Source organism: Pseudomonas sp. CCC4.1 (assembly GCF_035019225.1).
Lineage (GTDB): Bacteria > Pseudomonadota > Gammaproteobacteria > Pseudomonadales > Pseudomonadaceae > Aquipseudomonas > Aquipseudomonas bubulae.
In genome coordinates this window covers 22,721-39,532 of sequence record NZ_JASJWL010000031.1, presented here as the reverse complement: position 1 = coordinate 39,532, position 16,812 = coordinate 22,721, and the positions used below count along the sequence as shown (strand labels likewise).

Below are 16,812 nucleotides of genomic sequence, written 5' to 3'. Positions count from 1 at the left end.
GGTAGCTCCCGTTTTTTGTAGGCCACTGCGGTTGAAGAAGGTGCGCCAGGGCGACACCGGATGCTCAGCAGATTAAGCCGCGGCTTTGGCCCAAACAATCCGATAATCGACTATGTGTTCGCTAATCGAACACATAGTTAGCAGGCTGCCTATCAGGTTGCATCAGCGTGGCTGACCATGCCTTTGACAAGCACTGCCGTGGTTGCCAGGGCAGCCGGAATCACCAGCGCGGTCAGCACCTGCTCGAAGTTCCAGCCCAGACCCAGCAGGGTCGCGCCCATCCACGCCCCCAGAATGGCGCCGAAGCGGCCGATGCCGAGCATCCATGACACACCGGTGGCCCGCCCCTGGGTCGGATAAAAACGTGCGGCCAGCGACGGCATCGCCGATTGCGCACCGTTGACGCACATACCGGCCACCAGCACCAGAGTTGCCAGCACGGTGATATTGCCCAGGCTCTGACCAACCGCGTAGGCAAACACCCCGGCCAGCAGGTAGAAAATGCCGATCACTTTGTGCGGGTTGAACCGGTCCATCGCCCAACCCACCCCCACTGCACTCAACACCCCGCCGAACTGGAACAGAGCGCCAATAAATGCCGCCTGCTCCATGCTTGCGCCGCTGTCACGCATCAGCGTCGGCAGCCAGCTGGTCAACAGATAAACGATCACCAGCCCCATAAAGTAGGTGAGCCACAGCAACAGGGTGCCGGTGCTGTAAGTGCCGGAAAAGATCACTGCAAAGACGTTGCGCGCCTTGACGGTATTCTGCTCCGGCACGCTGAAGCTTGACGCCTGGGCCACCTGGGCAGGGTCGATCGGGGCAAGGGTCTTGCGAATACGCTCAACACTGCGGTTGCGCACCACCAGGTAGCGCGCCGACTCCGGTAACCAGAACAGCAATACCACGGCAAGAATCAGCGGCAGCACGCCGCCAATCAACAACAGGCTGTGCCAGCCATACATCGGGATCAACTTGGCAGAGACAAACCCGCCGCCCGCCATGCCGAGGTTAAAGCCGCAAAACATGCTGGTTACCAGCAAAGACTTGTGGCGTTCGGGGGTGTATTCCGAAAGCAAGGTAGTGGCATTAGGCATGCCGGCCCCCAGGCCAAGCCCGGTTAAAAAGCGCAGTACCAGCAGTTGGTCAACGTTGCTGGCGTAGGCCGAGGCCAGACTGAAGCCACCAAACACCAGCACCGCCGACACCAGCACCACCTTGCGGCCAAAACGGTCCGCCAAGGGTCCAGAGCCCAGGGCACCAAACACCATGCCGATCAGCGCGGCGCTCATCACGGGACCGAGGCTGGCGCGGTCAATCCCCCAGTCCTGGGACAGGGCAGGCGCAATAAAGCCCATGGCCGCTGTGTCCAGGCCATCGAGGAAGACAATCAGAAAACACAGGATCACCACGCGCCACTGGTAGCGCGACAGGGGTTGGGCGTTGATAAAGGACTGCACATCGAGGCAGTTGCCGACAGAAGACTGGGGTGAATTCATTATTTTTATACCGGTCAAAAACCAGGGCGAACGAAAACCGGCCAGGGGCCAGCGGCTCACATTAATAGTTATCGGGGGATCAGAAGGGCAGCGGGCGACTGCGCAGTGGCAGCGTCAGGGGGAGTGTCATGGCGTTTGGCCTCTTCTCATTATTATTTAGCCTGCCCGGCAAGGCAGCGCTGAGCCGACATTAATCAGCCCACTGCCGCCATGCAATTCGATAAACGCTTAACTGTGCGTTTATCGAACGCTTAGTTTTCACCCATCAACTAAACAACTGGGTGCTCAGCTCGCGGCTGGCGTTGAGCATGATCGGCAAAAAGCGCTGCTCCAGCTCCGTGCGTGTGACCCTTCCTGCGTGGGTGCTGACATTCAGGGCGGCAAGCACTTGCCCGGAAGCGTCGTAGACCGGCACGGCAATCGAACGCAGGCCTTGTTCCAGTTCCTGGTCGACCACACACCAGCCCTGCTCACGCACCAGTTGCAAACACTCCAGCAGTGCTTCGCGGGTGTGCAGGGTACGACTGGTCTTGGCCTGGAACTCACCGTGGGCCAGGTATTCGTGCAGGGTCACGTCGTCCAGCGCCGCCAACAGAATGCGCCCCATCGAAGTGCAGTAGGCGGGCAGGCGGCCGCCAACCGACAGATCAACCGAAATCAGCCGCTGCGTAGTAGCCGAACGGGCGATGTAGAGGATGTCATCGCCTTCGAGCGTCGCCATGTTGCACGCCTCGTGCAATTGCTCGCTCATGCGGTCCAGATAAGGCTGAGCCGACACGGCCAGCGGCGTGGACGACAGATAGGCATGGCCCAGCGTCAACACTTTGGGCAACAGGGAGTAGGTACGCCCGTCAGTGGTCGCATAGCCCAGCTTGATCAGGGTGTACAAACAACGGCGCACCGCCGCCCGGGGGATTTCCGTGCGGTGGCTGATCTGCGCGATGGTCAGATGCCGCTTGCGTTCCTGAAACGCCTGCACCACCGCCAGGCCACGGGCCAACGACGACATGAAGTCAGGATCACCGGTAAACGCCTGAATACGCTTGGCCGGCGACGCCACAATCGGTGGCGCGATACTGGCAACGGCATTGTGCAGTCGATCATTCATTCCCAACCCCCAGCTTCAGCTATTTATAGTTATGGCATGCCGGGCGATTATCGAACCGCTAGTCGATAATCGCAATCAGTGCTGCAGCGAGGTAATGTACACATGATTTTGTACGATCTTGAATCATTTTAGTTGGATGACATTTTTTTAACCTGGGCTTTATTACAATCAGGCGCGTCCGCTCAATGATAGAAAACGTCTGATTAATATGTATTCAGGTCAAGTTCAGCTCTGGCCTTAAACAACTTGATGGCCAACTACCCGGCAGCGAATCAAATAGAGTCACGCGTGCAAAGCGCAGGCTAATTCACAAATATTCATAACACATGTCACGACAGGAAGTTGACGCGCAGGAAGTTATTCAGCGATAGTAGAGGCACTTCTCAGCTATTGAGAACGCGCAAGTTATTGAGAGTACAAGGTCAAGCCCGTACAGCCGATTGGATCCAACCAGAGCGTTGCGTTCGATTGCTACGCGCAGCTTGCCGGCAATTGCATCGTGTGTAGTTTCACCCGGGGGTGAACACTTGAGACGGCGACGCTCATGTTTCTGTAAATGACGTGGCCGAGTGCATAGCGTGGTGTATGTAAGCATGACGTTATTTATAGGCCTTTGTCTTATTGCCTGTCATTCGTCATATGAATCAACCTCCCTGCACGGTGATTCACCAGGTTCAAACTCAACTCAATTAGGTAAGACAGTGACAAAAGACGAACTGCGCGCAGAACTTGAGCGACAGGAACAACGATTCAAGGATCTTTACGGTGGTGAAGTGACCACCTACGCGGCCAAACCCGAGCCCGGACGCAAACCCTGGCGCAAACGGGCCAGTCTGCTCGACCAGGCGTTCACTCAAGAAATCCAGAAGATCGAAAAAGAGCTCAAGGCCGAAGAGCCCTGACCCGCACCTGAAAACGTACCAGAACAGCCCCTGCTGCCTCTTGCGTGCTCGCCATTTGCATGAGCGGGTATGGCTGTTTGCTATATCAGAACCTGAACCAGCAGCGTCGGCCCCTCTGATTTAAGAAATTTCATCTATCCAAATCAGACCTGCGCCACAGCGTGCGTATGCCCCTGGAAAAGCCCTATAGCCTTTGGTATCAGTGGCTTGAAGGGAATTGCCTACGCCAGCTCGCGATGGATTCTTACAGGTTTTTTCATTTATAGATGTTACCAACGGGCAGCTAGTGCATTGATTAGCGGGGTTTTCTGGCATAATCCGCCCCCCTTTATGACCGTGTCAGAAAACCTTCATGATCGATCTATTAAGCGGATTGGACGCCTGGGTTCTTATCAGCCTCTTCTTCGCCCTAGCCTTTGTTCTCGCGTTTGAGTTCATCAACGGCTTTCATGACACCGCAAACGCGGTAGCGACTGTCATCTACACCAAAGCCATGCCGCCTCACCTGGCGGTGTTCTTTTCCGGTGTGTTCAATTTCCTCGGCGTGTTGCTGGGCGGGGTTGGCGTGGCCTATGCCATCGTCCACCTGCTGCCGGTTGAGCTGCTGGTCAACGTAAACACCGGACATGGCCTGGCCATGGTGTTCTCGTTGCTCGCTGCGGCCATCACCTGGAACCTTGGCACCTGGTATTTCGGCATTCCTGCCTCAAGCTCACACACCCTGATCGGTTCGATCCTCGGTGTCGGCCTGGCCAACGCCCTGATCAGCGGCATCCCGGTGAGTGACGGGGTTAACTGGCAGAAGGCTATCGATATTGGTGCCTCGCTGGTGTTCTCGCCAATCGCCGGTTTCGTGGTAGCGGGCCTGGTACTGGTCGGCCTGAAGTGGTGGCGTCCGGGGTCCAAGATGCACAAGACCCCTGAGCAGCGCCGCAAGCTGGATGACAAGAAGCACCCGCCGTTCTGGAACCGACTGGTGCTGGTGATTTCGGCCATGGCAGTCAGTTTCGTGCACGGCTCCAACGATGGCCAGAAAGGCATCGGCCTGATCATGCTGGTATTGATCGGCATCGTGCCAAGCGCTTTCGTTCTGGATCTGAACAGCACCACCTATCAGATCGAACGCACCCGCGACGCCACCTTGCACCTGAGCCAGTTCTACGAGCGCAACAACGCTTCGCTGACCGAATTCCTGGCCCTGGGCAAAAGCGTCAAGGGCGACCTGCCGGATCAGTTCAGCTGCAATCCGCAGCAGACCGAACCGACCATCGCAGCCCTGTTGAGCTCGCTCAAAGGTGTAGCGGACTACCACTCGATCCCGGCTGAAAAGCGTATCGAGATCCGCCGCTACCTGCTTTGCCTGGATGACACCGCGAAGAAAGTCAGCAAATTGCCAGTGCTTGATTCCCGCGAAAAAGCGGACCTCGAGAAACTGCGCAAAGACCTGACCGCCACCACCGAATACGCACCGTTCTGGGTGATCCTGGCTGTAGCCCTGGCCCTGGGTCTGGGCACCATGGTGGGCTGGAAGCGTGTGGTTAAAACCATCGGCGAGAAGATCGGCAAGCAGGGCATGACCTATGCTCAGGGCATGGCCGCTCAAATCACCACGGCTTTCGCCATCGGCATGGCCAATATCTTCTCCCTCCCGGTATCGACGACGCACATTCTGTCGTCGGGCGTGGCAGGTACCATGGTCGCCAACAAAAGCGGCCTGCAGGGCGGTACGATCAAAACCATCCTGATGGCCTGGGTGCTGACCTTGCCGGCTACCATTGCACTGTCTGCAACGCTGTTCTGGCTGGCTTCCAAAGTCCTCGCCTGATAGCGCGCCGCACAAAAAAGGTACGACCCGCACGGGTCGTACCTTTTTTTATGCCCGGTCATTATGCAGACCCTGTGGGAGCTGGCTTGCCCGCGATGGCATCGACTCAGTTTGCCTGACAGACCGCGTTGCCTGCATCGCGAGCAAGCCCGCTCCCACCGCATTCGGGCAAGTCCCATTTATTACAGGCAAAAAAATAGGCGACCGAAGTCGCCCAAAATGCCTTGCGTGCTCATGCCATGGAAAGACCCGGCGCTATTTGCGCTTCTGCGAGTCTTTCCAGATAAAAATGCCCAGACCGGCGAAAAACAAAACCATGAGGCCGACAGTAAGTACTCCGGCGATAACCACATTATCGAGAAACATGACGGCCTCCTGCGCTCTGTTTGTGTGTCTGTTGAAGCTAGATTAACCAGACACGCAGGCGCACAACTTGACCGGGATCAATAGTGACCCACGGCCAGCCGGCAGTTGAGGGGGTTAGTTGACGCAGATCATCGAAAACGCGGCAGTTCAGCGCTTTTTCGGTTTTTTCTTCGGCTTTTTCGCCGTTTTTGCCAACGGCATTGCCTGTTCGAACGCCTTGCGCACCTCGTTCAGGCGCTTTTCATTGAGGTCATGTACCCGTTTGGCGCGCTCGGCGCCCAGGTCAACCAGCTTGGTGTCTTGGCTCATAAGCAAATCAGACCACTGTCAGTATGTTTCAGTACGCCAATAATGCGATGCACATTCGGCCCTGGCCAGAAAAAACCACCTAGACCTTGATATCAACCCACACACCCTGGCGCTGCATGCCATCGGCCAAGGGTTCAACCGGCACCTCGTCAACCACCTGCGGGAGCGTACTCCCCTGCTCCCGGGATTCGCGGCGGCGCTGTTCCTGCTGACGCCGTTGCTCCTCACGCAACAATAAAGTGGCCTGGTCGGCATCGCTGTGCTTGAGGTCAATGGCACTTTCGCTGGAGCTGGCCTGGGCCGGCACCACAGGCGGAATGTCCGGGCGCGGGCGAACCGGATCCTGTCCGGAGGTAACCGGTACTGCGCCAAGGGGCAAAATGGACGGCAGCATGGTGATTGTTCTCCTGTCTTCTGGCTATTTGCGCGAACCGGTAATCGTGAACCATTGGTCGATAACCGGGCTGACACCCTGGCAAACCGGACAGCTTTTTTTGAGAGTCCTTTGGACTGAGGCCCTTGATCCGTTAATATACTCGGCTTTTTCAAAGCGGGAGTCAGGCAGCATGGCGCAGCAGTATCAACCGGGGCAACGCTGGATTAGTGACAGCGAAGCAGAGCTAGGTTTGGGCACCGTTCTGGCACAGGACGGTCGCTTGCTGACCGTGCTCTATCCGGCCACTGGCGAAACCCGCCAATATTCGCTGCGCAACGCACCGCTCACGCGCGTACGGTTCTCGCCGGGTGACACCATCATCCACTTCGAAGGCTGGAAGATGACCGTGCGCGAAGTTGAGGACGTTGACGGCCTGATGGTCTACCACGGCCTCAACGAGCGAAACGAAGCCGTCACCCTGCCAGAGACCCAACTGTCGAACTTTATCCAGTTCCGTCTGGCCAGTGACCGTCTGTTTGCCGGGCAAATCGACCCGCTGTCCTGGTTCTCCCTGCGCTACCACACCCTCGAACACACCAGCCGCCAGCTGCAATCGCCGCTGTGGGGCCTGGGTGGCGTACGTGCGCAACCTATTGCGCACCAACTGCATATAGCCCGCGAAGTCGCTGACCGCATCGCCCCTCGGGTTTTGCTGGCCGACGAAGTGGGTCTGGGCAAAACCATCGAAGCCGGTCTGGTGATCCACCGCCAGCTGCTCAGTGGCCGCGCCAACCGTGTATTGATCGTAGTCCCGGAAAACCTGCAGCACCAATGGCTGGTCGAGATGCGTCGACGCTTCAATCTTGAAGTGGCGTTGTTCGACGAAGAGCGCTTTATCGAAAGCGACGCCAGCAACCCGTTCGAAGACTGCCAGCTGGCCCTGGTTGCCCTGGAATGGCTGGTGGACGATCCCAAGGCCCAGGCAGCGCTGTTTGATGCCGACTGGGACCTGCTGGTAGTCGACGAAGCTCACCACCTGGTGTGGCACGAAGACAACGTCAGCCCCGAGTACGGCCTGGTTGAACAACTCGCCGGCGTGATCCCGGGCGTGTTGCTGCTCACTGCAACCCCGGAACAACTGGGCCAGGACAGCCACTTTGCGCGCTTGCGCCTGCTGGACCCGAACCGCTTCCACGACCTGGCCGCCTTCCGCGCCGAAAGCGAAAACTACCGCCCGGTGGCTCAGGCCGTACAGGAACTGCTGGATAAAGGCAGCCTGTCCCCTGAAGCCCATAAAACCATCCACGGTTTCCTCGGCGCCGAAGGCGATACCCTGCTGGCCGCCGTCAATGCTGGCGATGCCGAGGCCAGCGCCCGCCTGGTGCGCGAACTGCTTGACCGCCACGGCACCGGCCGCGTGCTGTTCCGTAATACCCGCGCCGCGATCCAGGGCTTCCCGGAGCGCAAACTGCATGCCTACCCGCTGCCGTGCCCGGCCGAATACCTTGAGCTGCCGTTGGGCGAACACGCCGAGCTGTACCCTGAAGTCAGCTTCCAGGCCCAGCCGGACGCCAGCGATGAAGAGCGTTGGTGGAACTTCGACCCGCGGGTCGAATGGCTGATCGACACCCTGAAAATGCTCAAGCGCACCAAGGTGCTGGTGATCTGCGCCCACGCCGAAACCGCGATGGATCTGGAAGACGCCCTGCGCGTGCGTTCCGGTATTCCTGCAACGGTCTTCCACGAAGGTATGAACATTCTTGAGCGTGACCGCGCTGCGGCCTACTTCGCTGACGAAGAGTTCGGCGCTCAGGTGTTGATCTGTTCCGAAATCGGCAGTGAAGGCCGTAACTTCCAGTTTGCCCACCACCTGGTGCTGTTCGACCTGCCATCCCACCCGGATTTGCTGGAGCAGCGGATTGGCCGTCTGGACCGGATCGGCCAGAAGCACGTGATCGAGCTGCACGTACCGTACCTTGAGACCAGCCCGCAACAGCGCCTGTTCCAGTGGTACCACGAAGCGCTGAACGCGTTCCTCAACACCTGCCCGACCGGTAACGCCCTGCAACACCAGTTCGGTCCTCGTTTGCTGCCATTGCTGGAAGCTGCGGACGACCAAGAGTGGCAAGCACTGATCGACGAAGCCCGGGTTGAACGTGAGCGTCTGGAGCAAGAGCTGCACACCGGCCGCGACCGTTTGCTGGAGCTTAACTCCGGTGGTTCGGGTGAAGGTGAAGCACTGGTTGAGGCGATCCTTGAGCAAGACGATCAGTTCACCCTGCCGATCTACATGGAAACCCTGTTCAACGCCTTTGGCATCGACAGCGAAGACCACTCGGAAAACGCGCTGATCCTCAAGCCCAGCGAAAAAATGCTCGACGCCAGCTTCCCCCTGGGTGACGACGAAGGCGTGACCATCACCTACGATCGCGAGCAGGCCCTGTCGCGCGAAGACATGCAGTTCATCACCTGGGAGCACCCGATGGTGCAAGGCGGCATGGACCTGGTGCTGTCGGGTTCGATGGGCAACACCGCCGTCGCCCTGATCAAGAACAAGGCCCTCAAGCCCGGTACCGTCCTGCTCGAGCTGATTTACGTCAGTGAAGTGGTTGCTCCGCGCTCCCTTCAACTGGGCCGCTACCTGCCGCCGGCCGCCCTGCGCTGCCTGCTCGATGCCAATGGCAACGACCTGTCGTCCCGCGTGGCCTTTGACACCTTGAACGAACAGCTGGAAAGCGTTCCCCGCGCCAGCGCCAACAAGTTCGTTCAGGCCCAGCGCGACCAACTGACGCCTAAAATCAACGCAGGCGAAGCCAAAATCGCGCCACGTCATGCGGAACGCGTGGCCGAAGCCCAGCGCCGTCTGGCAGCCGACACGGAAGAAGAACTGGCCCGCCTGACTGCCCTGCAGGCTGTCAACCCGAGCGTGCGCGAGAGCGAACTGATTGCCCTGCGCAAGCAGCGCGAACAAAGCCTGGCCATGCTTGAAAAAGCCGCCCTGCGCCTTGAAGCCATTCGGGTTCTGGTAGCGGGTTAAAACCCATGAGCTGTGGGAGCGAGCTTGCTCGCGATAGGATCAATGAGGTGAAACTGAATCACCGCGTTAATCCTATCGCGAGCAAGCCCGCTCCCACATTTCTGACAGTCCCGATCTAACGTAACTAACTATAAACCCCCGCCCTAATAACAAAATGATAACCATCATTTTGCCATCACCCCTGTCACAGCCAATCCAGCTTCTATACTCGATCTCAAGCTAGCACCCAACGACTAGCGCATCTGGATCGCCGAGGCGTGCAATGGAAAGTCCGGGGTTGCAACTTTTGGCCGAATCCGCAGAAAACGGGCAACTGCTGTTGATCGGCGGCTATAACCCCTATCTGCTGTTTCTCGCTTGGCTCGTTGCCTGTACTGCCTGCGTGGCCACGCTGAATCTGCTCGACCGCGCAGCCAATGCCGAAAAAACTGCGGCAAGAACCATTTGGCGATGGATAGCTGTCGCTTGCCTGACCATCGGCATCTGGGCGATGCACAGCATCTGCATCCTGGCCTTTGACTCCCCGCTCGAAGCTCGCTACGGCGTTGTTATCGCGCTTGGCTCATTGCTGATTGCCCTGATTATTGTGCAAACCCTCGACAACACTACAGCCTGGCGCCCAAACAGCCGCCTGCTCCATCAGTTATTCAAATATGCCCTGTGCATGCTTGCTGCTGGCGGCCTGCTCAGCACTCACTTGCTCATTGGCAATACACTGGCTGGCAATTCGGATGCAGCCAGCAATAACTGGCAGCCGGCCCTTGTGCTGGCCGTGATCACCCTGTTGCTGATTGGCAGTTGCATCAGCGCCACGATTGTCGACAAGAAACTACAACTCAAGGAGCACGACCTGCGCCGCGTCAATGCCCTGCTCAGCCAGCTCGACCAGGCGCGCGCATCCTTGCAGCAAGTGGCCCACTACGACCCGCTGACCAATCTGATCAACCGTCGCGGCTTCAATCAGCTGTTTGCTGAAAAACTCATCGACTGCGCCACCAGAAACACCAGGCTTGCGGTAATGTTTCTCGACATTGACCACTTCAAACGCATCAACGACAGCCTGGGTCACGATGCCGGGGACGAATTGCTCAAGACAATCGCCACCCGCATCAAGCTCGCTACCCGCAGCCACGATGACGTTGTTGCACGCTTTGGCGGAGACGAGTTCTGCATCCTGTTCAGCCTGAGCCAGCGCGATGAAGCCCAAGGCATGGCCCAGCGCATCATGCTCAAGCTCAAAGAGCCCATTGAGCTGTCAGGTCGCCAAATGGTCATGACCACCAGCATTGGCATCAGTGTGTACCCGGATGATGGCACCACCAGTGCCGAACTGCTCAAGCATGCCGACCTGGCGCTCTACCAGTCCAAGGGCAGCGGGCGTAACAACCTCAATTTTTTCAGCCCGAGCCTGAAAACCCGAGCCTCGCTGGAGCTGCAAATCGAAGAGGAACTGCGTAACGCGCTTAACGAGGACAAGGGGCTGTCCCTGCATTACCAGCCCATCTTCGACCTCAAGAGTGGCCGGGTCGCCAAACTGGAGGCGCTGATACGCTGGCAGCATCCCGAACACGGGCTGCTCGGCCCTGATCGTTTTATCAGCATCGCCGAGGCCAACGGGCTGATCGCCAGGCTCGACCATTGGGTGTTGCGCAAAGCCTGTCATGACCTCGCCGCCCTCTCCCGCCTGGGCTGGCAGCACCTGGGCATAGCCGTTAACTGTTCGGCGCTGAATCTGGTACGGGTTGAGTTGGCCGACGAAATCGAAAACGCCCTGCGCACATCAGGCGTTGCTGCACACCGGCTGGAGCTGGAAGTCACAGAAAACGCCCTGATGTGCAACCTGAGCAGCACCTCGCAACTGTTACGACAGATCCGTGCGCTGGGTGTATCCCTGTCCATTGACGATTTCGGTACCGGGTATTCGTCCCTGGCCTACCTAAAGCGTCTGCCGCTTAACACCCTGAAAATTGATCGCACTTTTATTCAAGACATCCCGGCCTCCAGCCAGGACATGGAGATCGTTCAGGCCATTATCCTCATGGCCCATACCCTGCACCTGCAAGTAGTCACCGAGGGGGTTGAAACCATCCAACAGTTCGAATTTCTCAACCAGTTCGGCTGCGACTTTATCCAGGGCTATCTGCTCAGCCGGCCTGTGCCCTTTGAGGCGCTGCCAGAGATTCTTCAACAACTCGACAAGCGCCCTGTGCCCGCTCCCGATCACGCCACCTTCGTACTTACCAACCAATAGCGGTACAGCCAGATCCCAGGCACAAAAAAACGCCACAGTGGCGACTGTGGCGTTTCTCTACGGCATATTGCCACTACGTGAAGACGGGTTACTGAGCTACACACTCCGAGCTCTTCACAGCGGTGCAAATAAATGCGCCGGCTTGGTGCGCAGGTTTAATTTTGCGCCCTTTCCTGGACCATCACCCAAGGTGAAACCACCACTGCCCATAGCTGAGGGTCGCGCTCAAGAACGTCTAGCGCCTGCGCCTCAGTCATCCTGCCAAGCACCCCGGATGCCATCCAGGCCGCGACTTTCTCTGCATCATCCTGAGTCACGGCCTGCGCCGCCTCGATCAAGTCCAGAGCGGGTTCGACCCACAGCAAATCCCCTTTGGCGAAGAAGGGTTGCAACGCTTTCCATTCAATTGTTGAGGTCTCGCCAAGCAGCTTGGCATAGAGGGTGCTAGGTTCTTGATTCATGGGTTTCACCGGGGAAAAAAATCGGCGTCATGATAACCCCGCATACCCGGTAGAAAAACCCGGCTTTACAGGTAATAAAACGTGGCAAGAGCTGAGGGCCAAGGTCAAACCGGTTGATATGGCAACATTCAGATAACTATCAACCGATGAATCCGCCGCCATTTTGTCTTTTTCTTACGTTTAAGCGACATTCTCTGTTTTTTCCCTCGCCAGCACGCTATTCAAGCGCTGAAGCGGCGCTCTACACTGTACCGGTACAGTTGCAAGGGGAATTGACCGGGAATTTCGCTACAAGAAGACCCGGTCCGGCTGCCTTGGCTTCCAGGACTATAAAAATTACAACAGAAGAGTGGAGCACCAATAAAGATGGCTACGAAGCAGATTACTAAACTGTTTGCCGCTATGGTTTTGGCCGGGTTCGCCAGCCATTCATTTGCCGCAGACACCATCAAGATCGGTATTGCCGGCCCTAAAACCGGGCCTCTGACTCAGTACGGCGACATGCAGTTTGCTGGTGCAAAAATGGCCATCGAACAAATCAACGCCAAGGGCGGCGTTGATGGCAAAAAACTAGAAGCGGTTGACTACGATGACGCCTGCGACCCGAAACAAGCGGTTGCCGTTGCCAACAAAGTGGTCAATGACGGTATCAAGTACGTAGTCGGTCACCTGTGCTCCAGCTCCACCCAGCCTGCTTCGGACATTTACGAAGACGAAGGCATCATCATGATTACCCCGGCCGCCACCGGCCCGGAAATCACCGCTCGTGGCTACAAGATGATCTTCCGCACCATCGGTCTGGACAGCGCCCAGGGCCCTGCCGCCGGTAACTACATCGCGGATCACGTCAAGCCCAAGGTCGTTGCGGTATTGCACGACAAACAACAATACGGTGAAGGCATCGCCAGCGCCGTTAAAAAGACCCTCGAAGACAAAGGCATCAAGGTTGCTGTCTTTGAAGGCGTCAACGCCGGTGAAAAAGACTATTCCTCGGTCATCGCCAAGCTCAAGCAAGCCAACGTCGACTTCGTCTACTACGGCGGCTACCACCCTGAGTTGGGTCTGATCCTGCGCCAGGCCAAAGAAAAAGGCCTGAACGCCAAGTTCATGGGCCCTGAAGGTGTGGGCAACGAGTCCATCTCGCAAATCGCCCAGGGCGCTTCCGAAGGCCTGCTGGTCACCCTGCCAAAAGCGTTCGACGCCGATCCGGAAAACAAGGCACTGGTTGATGCTTTCGCTGCCAAGAAGCAGGACCCAACCGGTCCATTCGTGTTCCCGGCCTACGCCGCAGTTGAAGTGATTGCCGGCGGTATCGAGCAGGCGAAAAGCGAAGATCCGGCCAAAGTCGCTGAAGCCATCCACAAAGGTACGTTCAAAACGCCTACCGGTAACCTGAAGTTTGACGCCAAGGGTGACGTGGAAGACTTCAAGTTCGTGGTCTACGAATGGCACTTCGGCAAGCCAAAAACTGAAGTAAGCCCTCAGTAAGGGTCGGTTCCTGACCTGAAAACCAAGCCCACTGCTCAAGCGGTGGGTTTTGTTTTACAGGCCCGCGGTTCATGGAAATGGGGCCGCGCTTTCGTGATCCGAAAGCCTGCCCACCTGAAAATCTTTAAAACCGTCACCAGCGGTTCGCTGGCAGAAGACCTGTGCTCCAAGTGGGTGAAAACCCATACGGCCCGGGCCGGAAAATGACTCCACCAGTGAAATGCGTCTCAGGTTTTTAGGAGCTTTGTAATGCCTGACATCTATCACTTCTTCCAAATGCTGGTTAACGGCCTCAACGTTGGCAGCACCTATGCCCTGATCGCCATCGGCTATACGATGGTTTACGGCATTATTGGAATGATCAACTTCGCCCATGGCGAGGTGTACATGATTGGTTCCTATATTGCGTTTATCGCCATCGCCGGCCTGACCATGATGGGTCTGGACAGCGTACCGCTACTGCTGACTGCCGCGTTTATCGCCAGCATCGTGGTCACCAGCGCCTACGGCTACAGCATTGAACGGGTTGCCTACCGTCCATTGCGTGGCAGTAACCGCCTGATCCCGCTGATTTCGGCCATCGGCATGTCGATCTTCCTGCAAAACACCGTGCTACTGGCACAAGACTCCAAAGACAAATCGATCCCCAACCTGATCCCCGGCGGCTTCACCTTTGGCCCTGGAGGTGCCAGCGAAGTTATCGTCTCCTACATGCAGATCGTGGTTTTCGTTGTCACTTTCCTCGCCATGCTCGGCCTGACCCTGTTTATCTCACGCTCCCGCATGGGTCGTGCCTGCCGCGCCTGCGCCGAAGACATGAAGATGGCCAACCTGTTGGGTATCAACACCAACAACGTTATTGCGCTGACCTTCGTGATCGGTGCTGCCCTGGCCGCTGTTGCTGCGGTGCTGATCAGCGTGCAATACGGCGTGATCAACCCCAACGCGGGTTTCCTGGTAGGTCTCAAAGCCTTTACCGCAGCGGTACTGGGTGGCATTGGCAGCATTCCTGGCGCGATGCTCGGTGGCCTGGTGCTGGGTGTGGCTGAAGCCTTCGGTGCCGATATTTTCGGCGACCAGTACAAAGACGTTGTGGCTTTTGGCTTGCTGGTACTGGTGCTGCTGTTCCGTCCGACCGGCATTCTGGGGCGTCCGGAGATTGAAAAAGTATGACTAGGAATCTTAAGTCGGCGCTCTTCAGCGCCCTGTTGGTCTGGGCCGTCGCCTACCCGGTACTCGGCCTGAAACTGACTATCGTCGGGATCAACATCGAAGTTCACAACACCAGCACCTTTACCCTGAGCGTGATCGCGATCTGCTCCTTGCTGATGTTTGTGCGCGTGTTGTTCAACCAGCAACTGACCACAGCCTGGAGAAACTCCCCCAGCCTGCCGAAAGTGCCCACCAAGGCCACCAACTTCCTGACCCTGCCCAGCACTCAACGCTGGATCATTCTCGGTCTGGTCGTTGTGGCATTGATCTGGCCGTTCTACGGTTCTCGTGGTGCAGTGGATATCGCCACACTGATCCTGATCTATGTGATGCTCGGCCTGGGCCTGAACATCGTGGTAGGCCTGGCTGGCCTGCTTGACCTCGGTTATGTCGGCTTTTATGCCGTAGGCGCCTATACCTATGCCCTGCTCGCGCATTACTTCGGGCTGAGCTTCTGGATCTGCCTGCCTTTGGCCGGATTGATGGCGGCTACCTTTGGCTTCCTGCTGGGTTTCCCGGTGTTGCGCTTGCGCGGAGACTATCTGGCCATCGTGACGCTGGGCTTCGGTGAAATCATCCGCCTGTTCCTGCGTAACCTGACGGACATCACCGGCGGGCCAAACGGTATCAGCAACATCCCGAAACCAACGTTGTTCGGCCTGAGCTTCGACAGAACCGCCGCCGAGGGCATGCAAACCTTTCACGAGTACTTCGGCATCGCCTACAACTCGATCAACAAGGTAATTTTCCTCTACCTGATCGCGCTGGTGCTGGTACTGCTGGTGTTGTTCGTCATTAACCGCCTGCTGCGCATGCCGATCGGCCGCGCTTGGGAAGCACTGCGTGAAGACGAAATCGCCTGCCGTGCACTGGGCCTGAATCCGACCGTGATCAAGCTGTCGGCCTTCACCCTGGGCGCTACGTTTGCGGGTTTTGCTGGCAGTTTCTTTGCCGCACGTCAGGGCCTGGTAACGCCTGAGTCGTTCACCTTCCTTGAGTCGGCGATCATCCTGGCCATCGTGGTACTGGGCGGCATGGGCTCGCAACTGGGTGTCATCCTGGCCGCCGTGGTCATGATCCTGCTGCCCGAAATGATGCGTGAATTCAGCGAATACCGCATGTTGCTGTTCGGAGCCCTGATGGTGCTGATGATGATCTGGCGTCCACAAGGTCTGCTGCCTATGCAACGTCCTCACCTGGAGCTGCGAAAATGAGCCGCGAGTTACTGAAAGTCAGCGGCCTGAGCATGCGCTTTGGCGGCCTGTTGGCGGTGAACGGCGTAGCCTTGACCGTCAAGGAAAAACAGGTGGTGTCGATGATCGGCCCTAACGGTGCCGGCAAGACCACCGTATTCAACTGCCTGACCGGTTTTTACAAACCATCTGCGGGCAGCATCGTCCTCGATGGCGAGTCGATCGAAGGCCTGCCGGGCCATGAAATTGCGCGCAAAGGCGTGGTCCGCACTTTCCAGAACGTGCGCCTGTTCAAGGACATGACCGCGGTTGAGAACCTGCTGATTGCCCAGCATCGCCACCTCAACACCAACTTCCTGTCGGGCCTGTTCAAGACCCCGTCATTTCGCAAAAGCGAACGTGATGCCATGGACTACGCCGCGTACTGGCTCGACAAGGTCAACCTGACCGAGTTCGCCAACCGCCCGGCGGGCACCCTGGCCTACGGGCAGCAGCGACGCCTGGAAATCGCCCGTTGCATGATGACGCGCCCGCGCATCCTGATGCTCGACGAACCGGCTGCAGGCCTGAACCCCAAGGAAACCGAAGACCTCAAGGCGCTGATCAGCGTATTGCGCAATGAGCACAACGCCACCGTGCTGTTGATCGAGCACGACATGAAACTGGTCATGAGCATTTCCGACCATATCGTGGTGATCAACCAGGGCACGCCTTTGGCTGACGGGACGCCGGAACAGATCCGTGACAACCCTGAAGTGATCAAAGCCTATTTGGGGGAAGCGTAA

General features: G+C 57.5%; 14 protein-coding genes. 8 read left to right on the top strand and 6 right to left on the bottom strand.

Translation table 11 applies throughout. The features are described from left to right. Window positions 1-152 precede the first annotated feature (152 nt). Window positions 153-1,499, bottom strand: coding sequence for an MFS transporter (locus tag QN377_RS13915; protein WP_095019443.1), 1,347 nt, complete (start codon window positions 1,497-1,499; stop codon window positions 153-155). Between the two features lie 265 nt (window positions 1,500-1,764). After that, window positions 1,765-2,607 carry a pca regulon transcriptional regulator PcaR gene (gene pcaR / locus QN377_RS13910; RefSeq protein WP_095003003.1) on the bottom strand — a complete coding sequence of 281 codons (843 nt, stop codon included), beginning with the start codon at window positions 2,605-2,607 and terminating at the stop codon, window positions 1,765-1,767. A gap of 701 nt (window positions 2,608-3,308) precedes the next feature. On the opposite strand from pcaR, the gene QN377_RS13905 reads away from it, so the two are divergent. Together QN377_RS13905 and QN377_RS13900 are read left to right on the top strand one after the other, a co-directional pair. Next, window positions 3,309-3,509 carry a hypothetical protein gene (locus QN377_RS13905; protein WP_095003002.1) on the top strand — a complete coding sequence of 67 codons (201 nt, stop codon included), beginning with the start codon at window positions 3,309-3,311 and terminating at the stop codon, window positions 3,507-3,509. 352 nt (window positions 3,510-3,861) lie between these two features. Then, window positions 3,862-5,334: an inorganic phosphate transporter gene (locus QN377_RS13900; RefSeq protein ID WP_095003001.1), complete on the top strand. Its 1,473-nt coding sequence runs from the start codon at window positions 3,862-3,864 to the stop codon at window positions 5,332-5,334. 255 nt (window positions 5,335-5,589) lie between these two features. Here QN377_RS13900 and ccoM read toward each other — a convergent pair whose 3' ends face one another. From ccoM to QN377_RS13885, 3 genes are all read right to left on the bottom strand, one after another. Beyond that, window positions 5,590-5,700 (bottom strand): cytochrome c oxidase subunit CcoM, encoded by a 111-nt coding sequence (ccoM, locus tag QN377_RS13895; RefSeq protein ID WP_016779744.1) that lies wholly within the window; start codon window positions 5,698-5,700, stop codon window positions 5,590-5,592. A 147-nt stretch (window positions 5,701-5,847) separates the two neighbouring features. Then, window positions 5,848-6,009: a hypothetical protein gene (locus QN377_RS13890; protein ID WP_095003000.1), complete on the bottom strand. Its 162-nt coding sequence runs from the start codon at window positions 6,007-6,009 to the stop codon at window positions 5,848-5,850. A 79-nt stretch (window positions 6,010-6,088) separates the two neighbouring features. Continuing rightward, window positions 6,089-6,403 (bottom strand): aspartate-semialdehyde dehydrogenase, encoded by a 315-nt coding sequence (locus QN377_RS13885; RefSeq protein ID WP_095002999.1) that lies wholly within the window; start codon window positions 6,401-6,403, stop codon window positions 6,089-6,091. 172 nt (window positions 6,404-6,575) lie between these two features. On the opposite strand from QN377_RS13885, the gene rapA reads away from it, so the two are divergent. Then, window positions 6,576-9,422, top strand: coding sequence for an RNA polymerase-associated protein RapA (gene rapA / locus QN377_RS13880; protein WP_095019444.1), 2,847 nt, complete (start codon window positions 6,576-6,578; stop codon window positions 9,420-9,422). A gap of 262 nt (window positions 9,423-9,684) precedes the next feature. Further along, window positions 9,685-11,673 (top strand): putative bifunctional diguanylate cyclase/phosphodiesterase, encoded by a 1,989-nt coding sequence (locus QN377_RS13875; protein WP_095019445.1) that lies wholly within the window; start codon window positions 9,685-9,687, stop codon window positions 11,671-11,673. Window positions 11,674-11,828: 155 nt separating this feature from the next. On the opposite strand, the gene QN377_RS13870 is transcribed toward QN377_RS13875, so the two are convergent. Then, complete coding sequence (locus QN377_RS13870; protein WP_095020413.1) at window positions 11,829-12,134, bottom strand: DUF2288 domain-containing protein; 306 nt, start codon at window positions 12,132-12,134, stop codon at window positions 11,829-11,831. Window positions 12,135-12,494: 360 nt separating this feature from the next. Here QN377_RS13870 and QN377_RS13865 point away from each other — a divergent pair, with 360 nt between their 5' ends. From QN377_RS13865 to livG, 4 genes are all read left to right on the top strand, one after another. Then, on the top strand, window positions 12,495-13,622 hold the full coding sequence (locus QN377_RS13865; protein WP_095002995.1) for a branched-chain amino acid ABC transporter substrate-binding protein: 1,128 nt from the start codon (window positions 12,495-12,497) through the stop codon (window positions 13,620-13,622). A 249-nt stretch (window positions 13,623-13,871) separates the two neighbouring features. After that, a complete protein-coding gene (gene livH, locus QN377_RS13860; RefSeq protein WP_016779736.1) occupies window positions 13,872-14,795 on the top strand; it encodes a high-affinity branched-chain amino acid ABC transporter permease LivH in 924 nt (307 codons plus the stop codon). After that, window positions 14,792-16,048 (top strand): high-affinity branched-chain amino acid ABC transporter permease LivM, encoded by a 1,257-nt coding sequence (locus QN377_RS13855; protein WP_095002994.1) that lies wholly within the window; start codon window positions 14,792-14,794, stop codon window positions 16,046-16,048. The genes livH and QN377_RS13855 overlap by 4 nt, the downstream gene beginning before the upstream one ends. Then, the gene (gene livG / locus QN377_RS13850; RefSeq protein ID WP_095002993.1) at window positions 16,045-16,812 is read left to right on the top strand and encodes a high-affinity branched-chain amino acid ABC transporter ATP-binding protein LivG; all 768 of its coding nucleotides are present in this window, start codon (window positions 16,045-16,047) and stop codon (window positions 16,810-16,812) included. The genes QN377_RS13855 and livG overlap by 4 nt, the downstream gene beginning before the upstream one ends.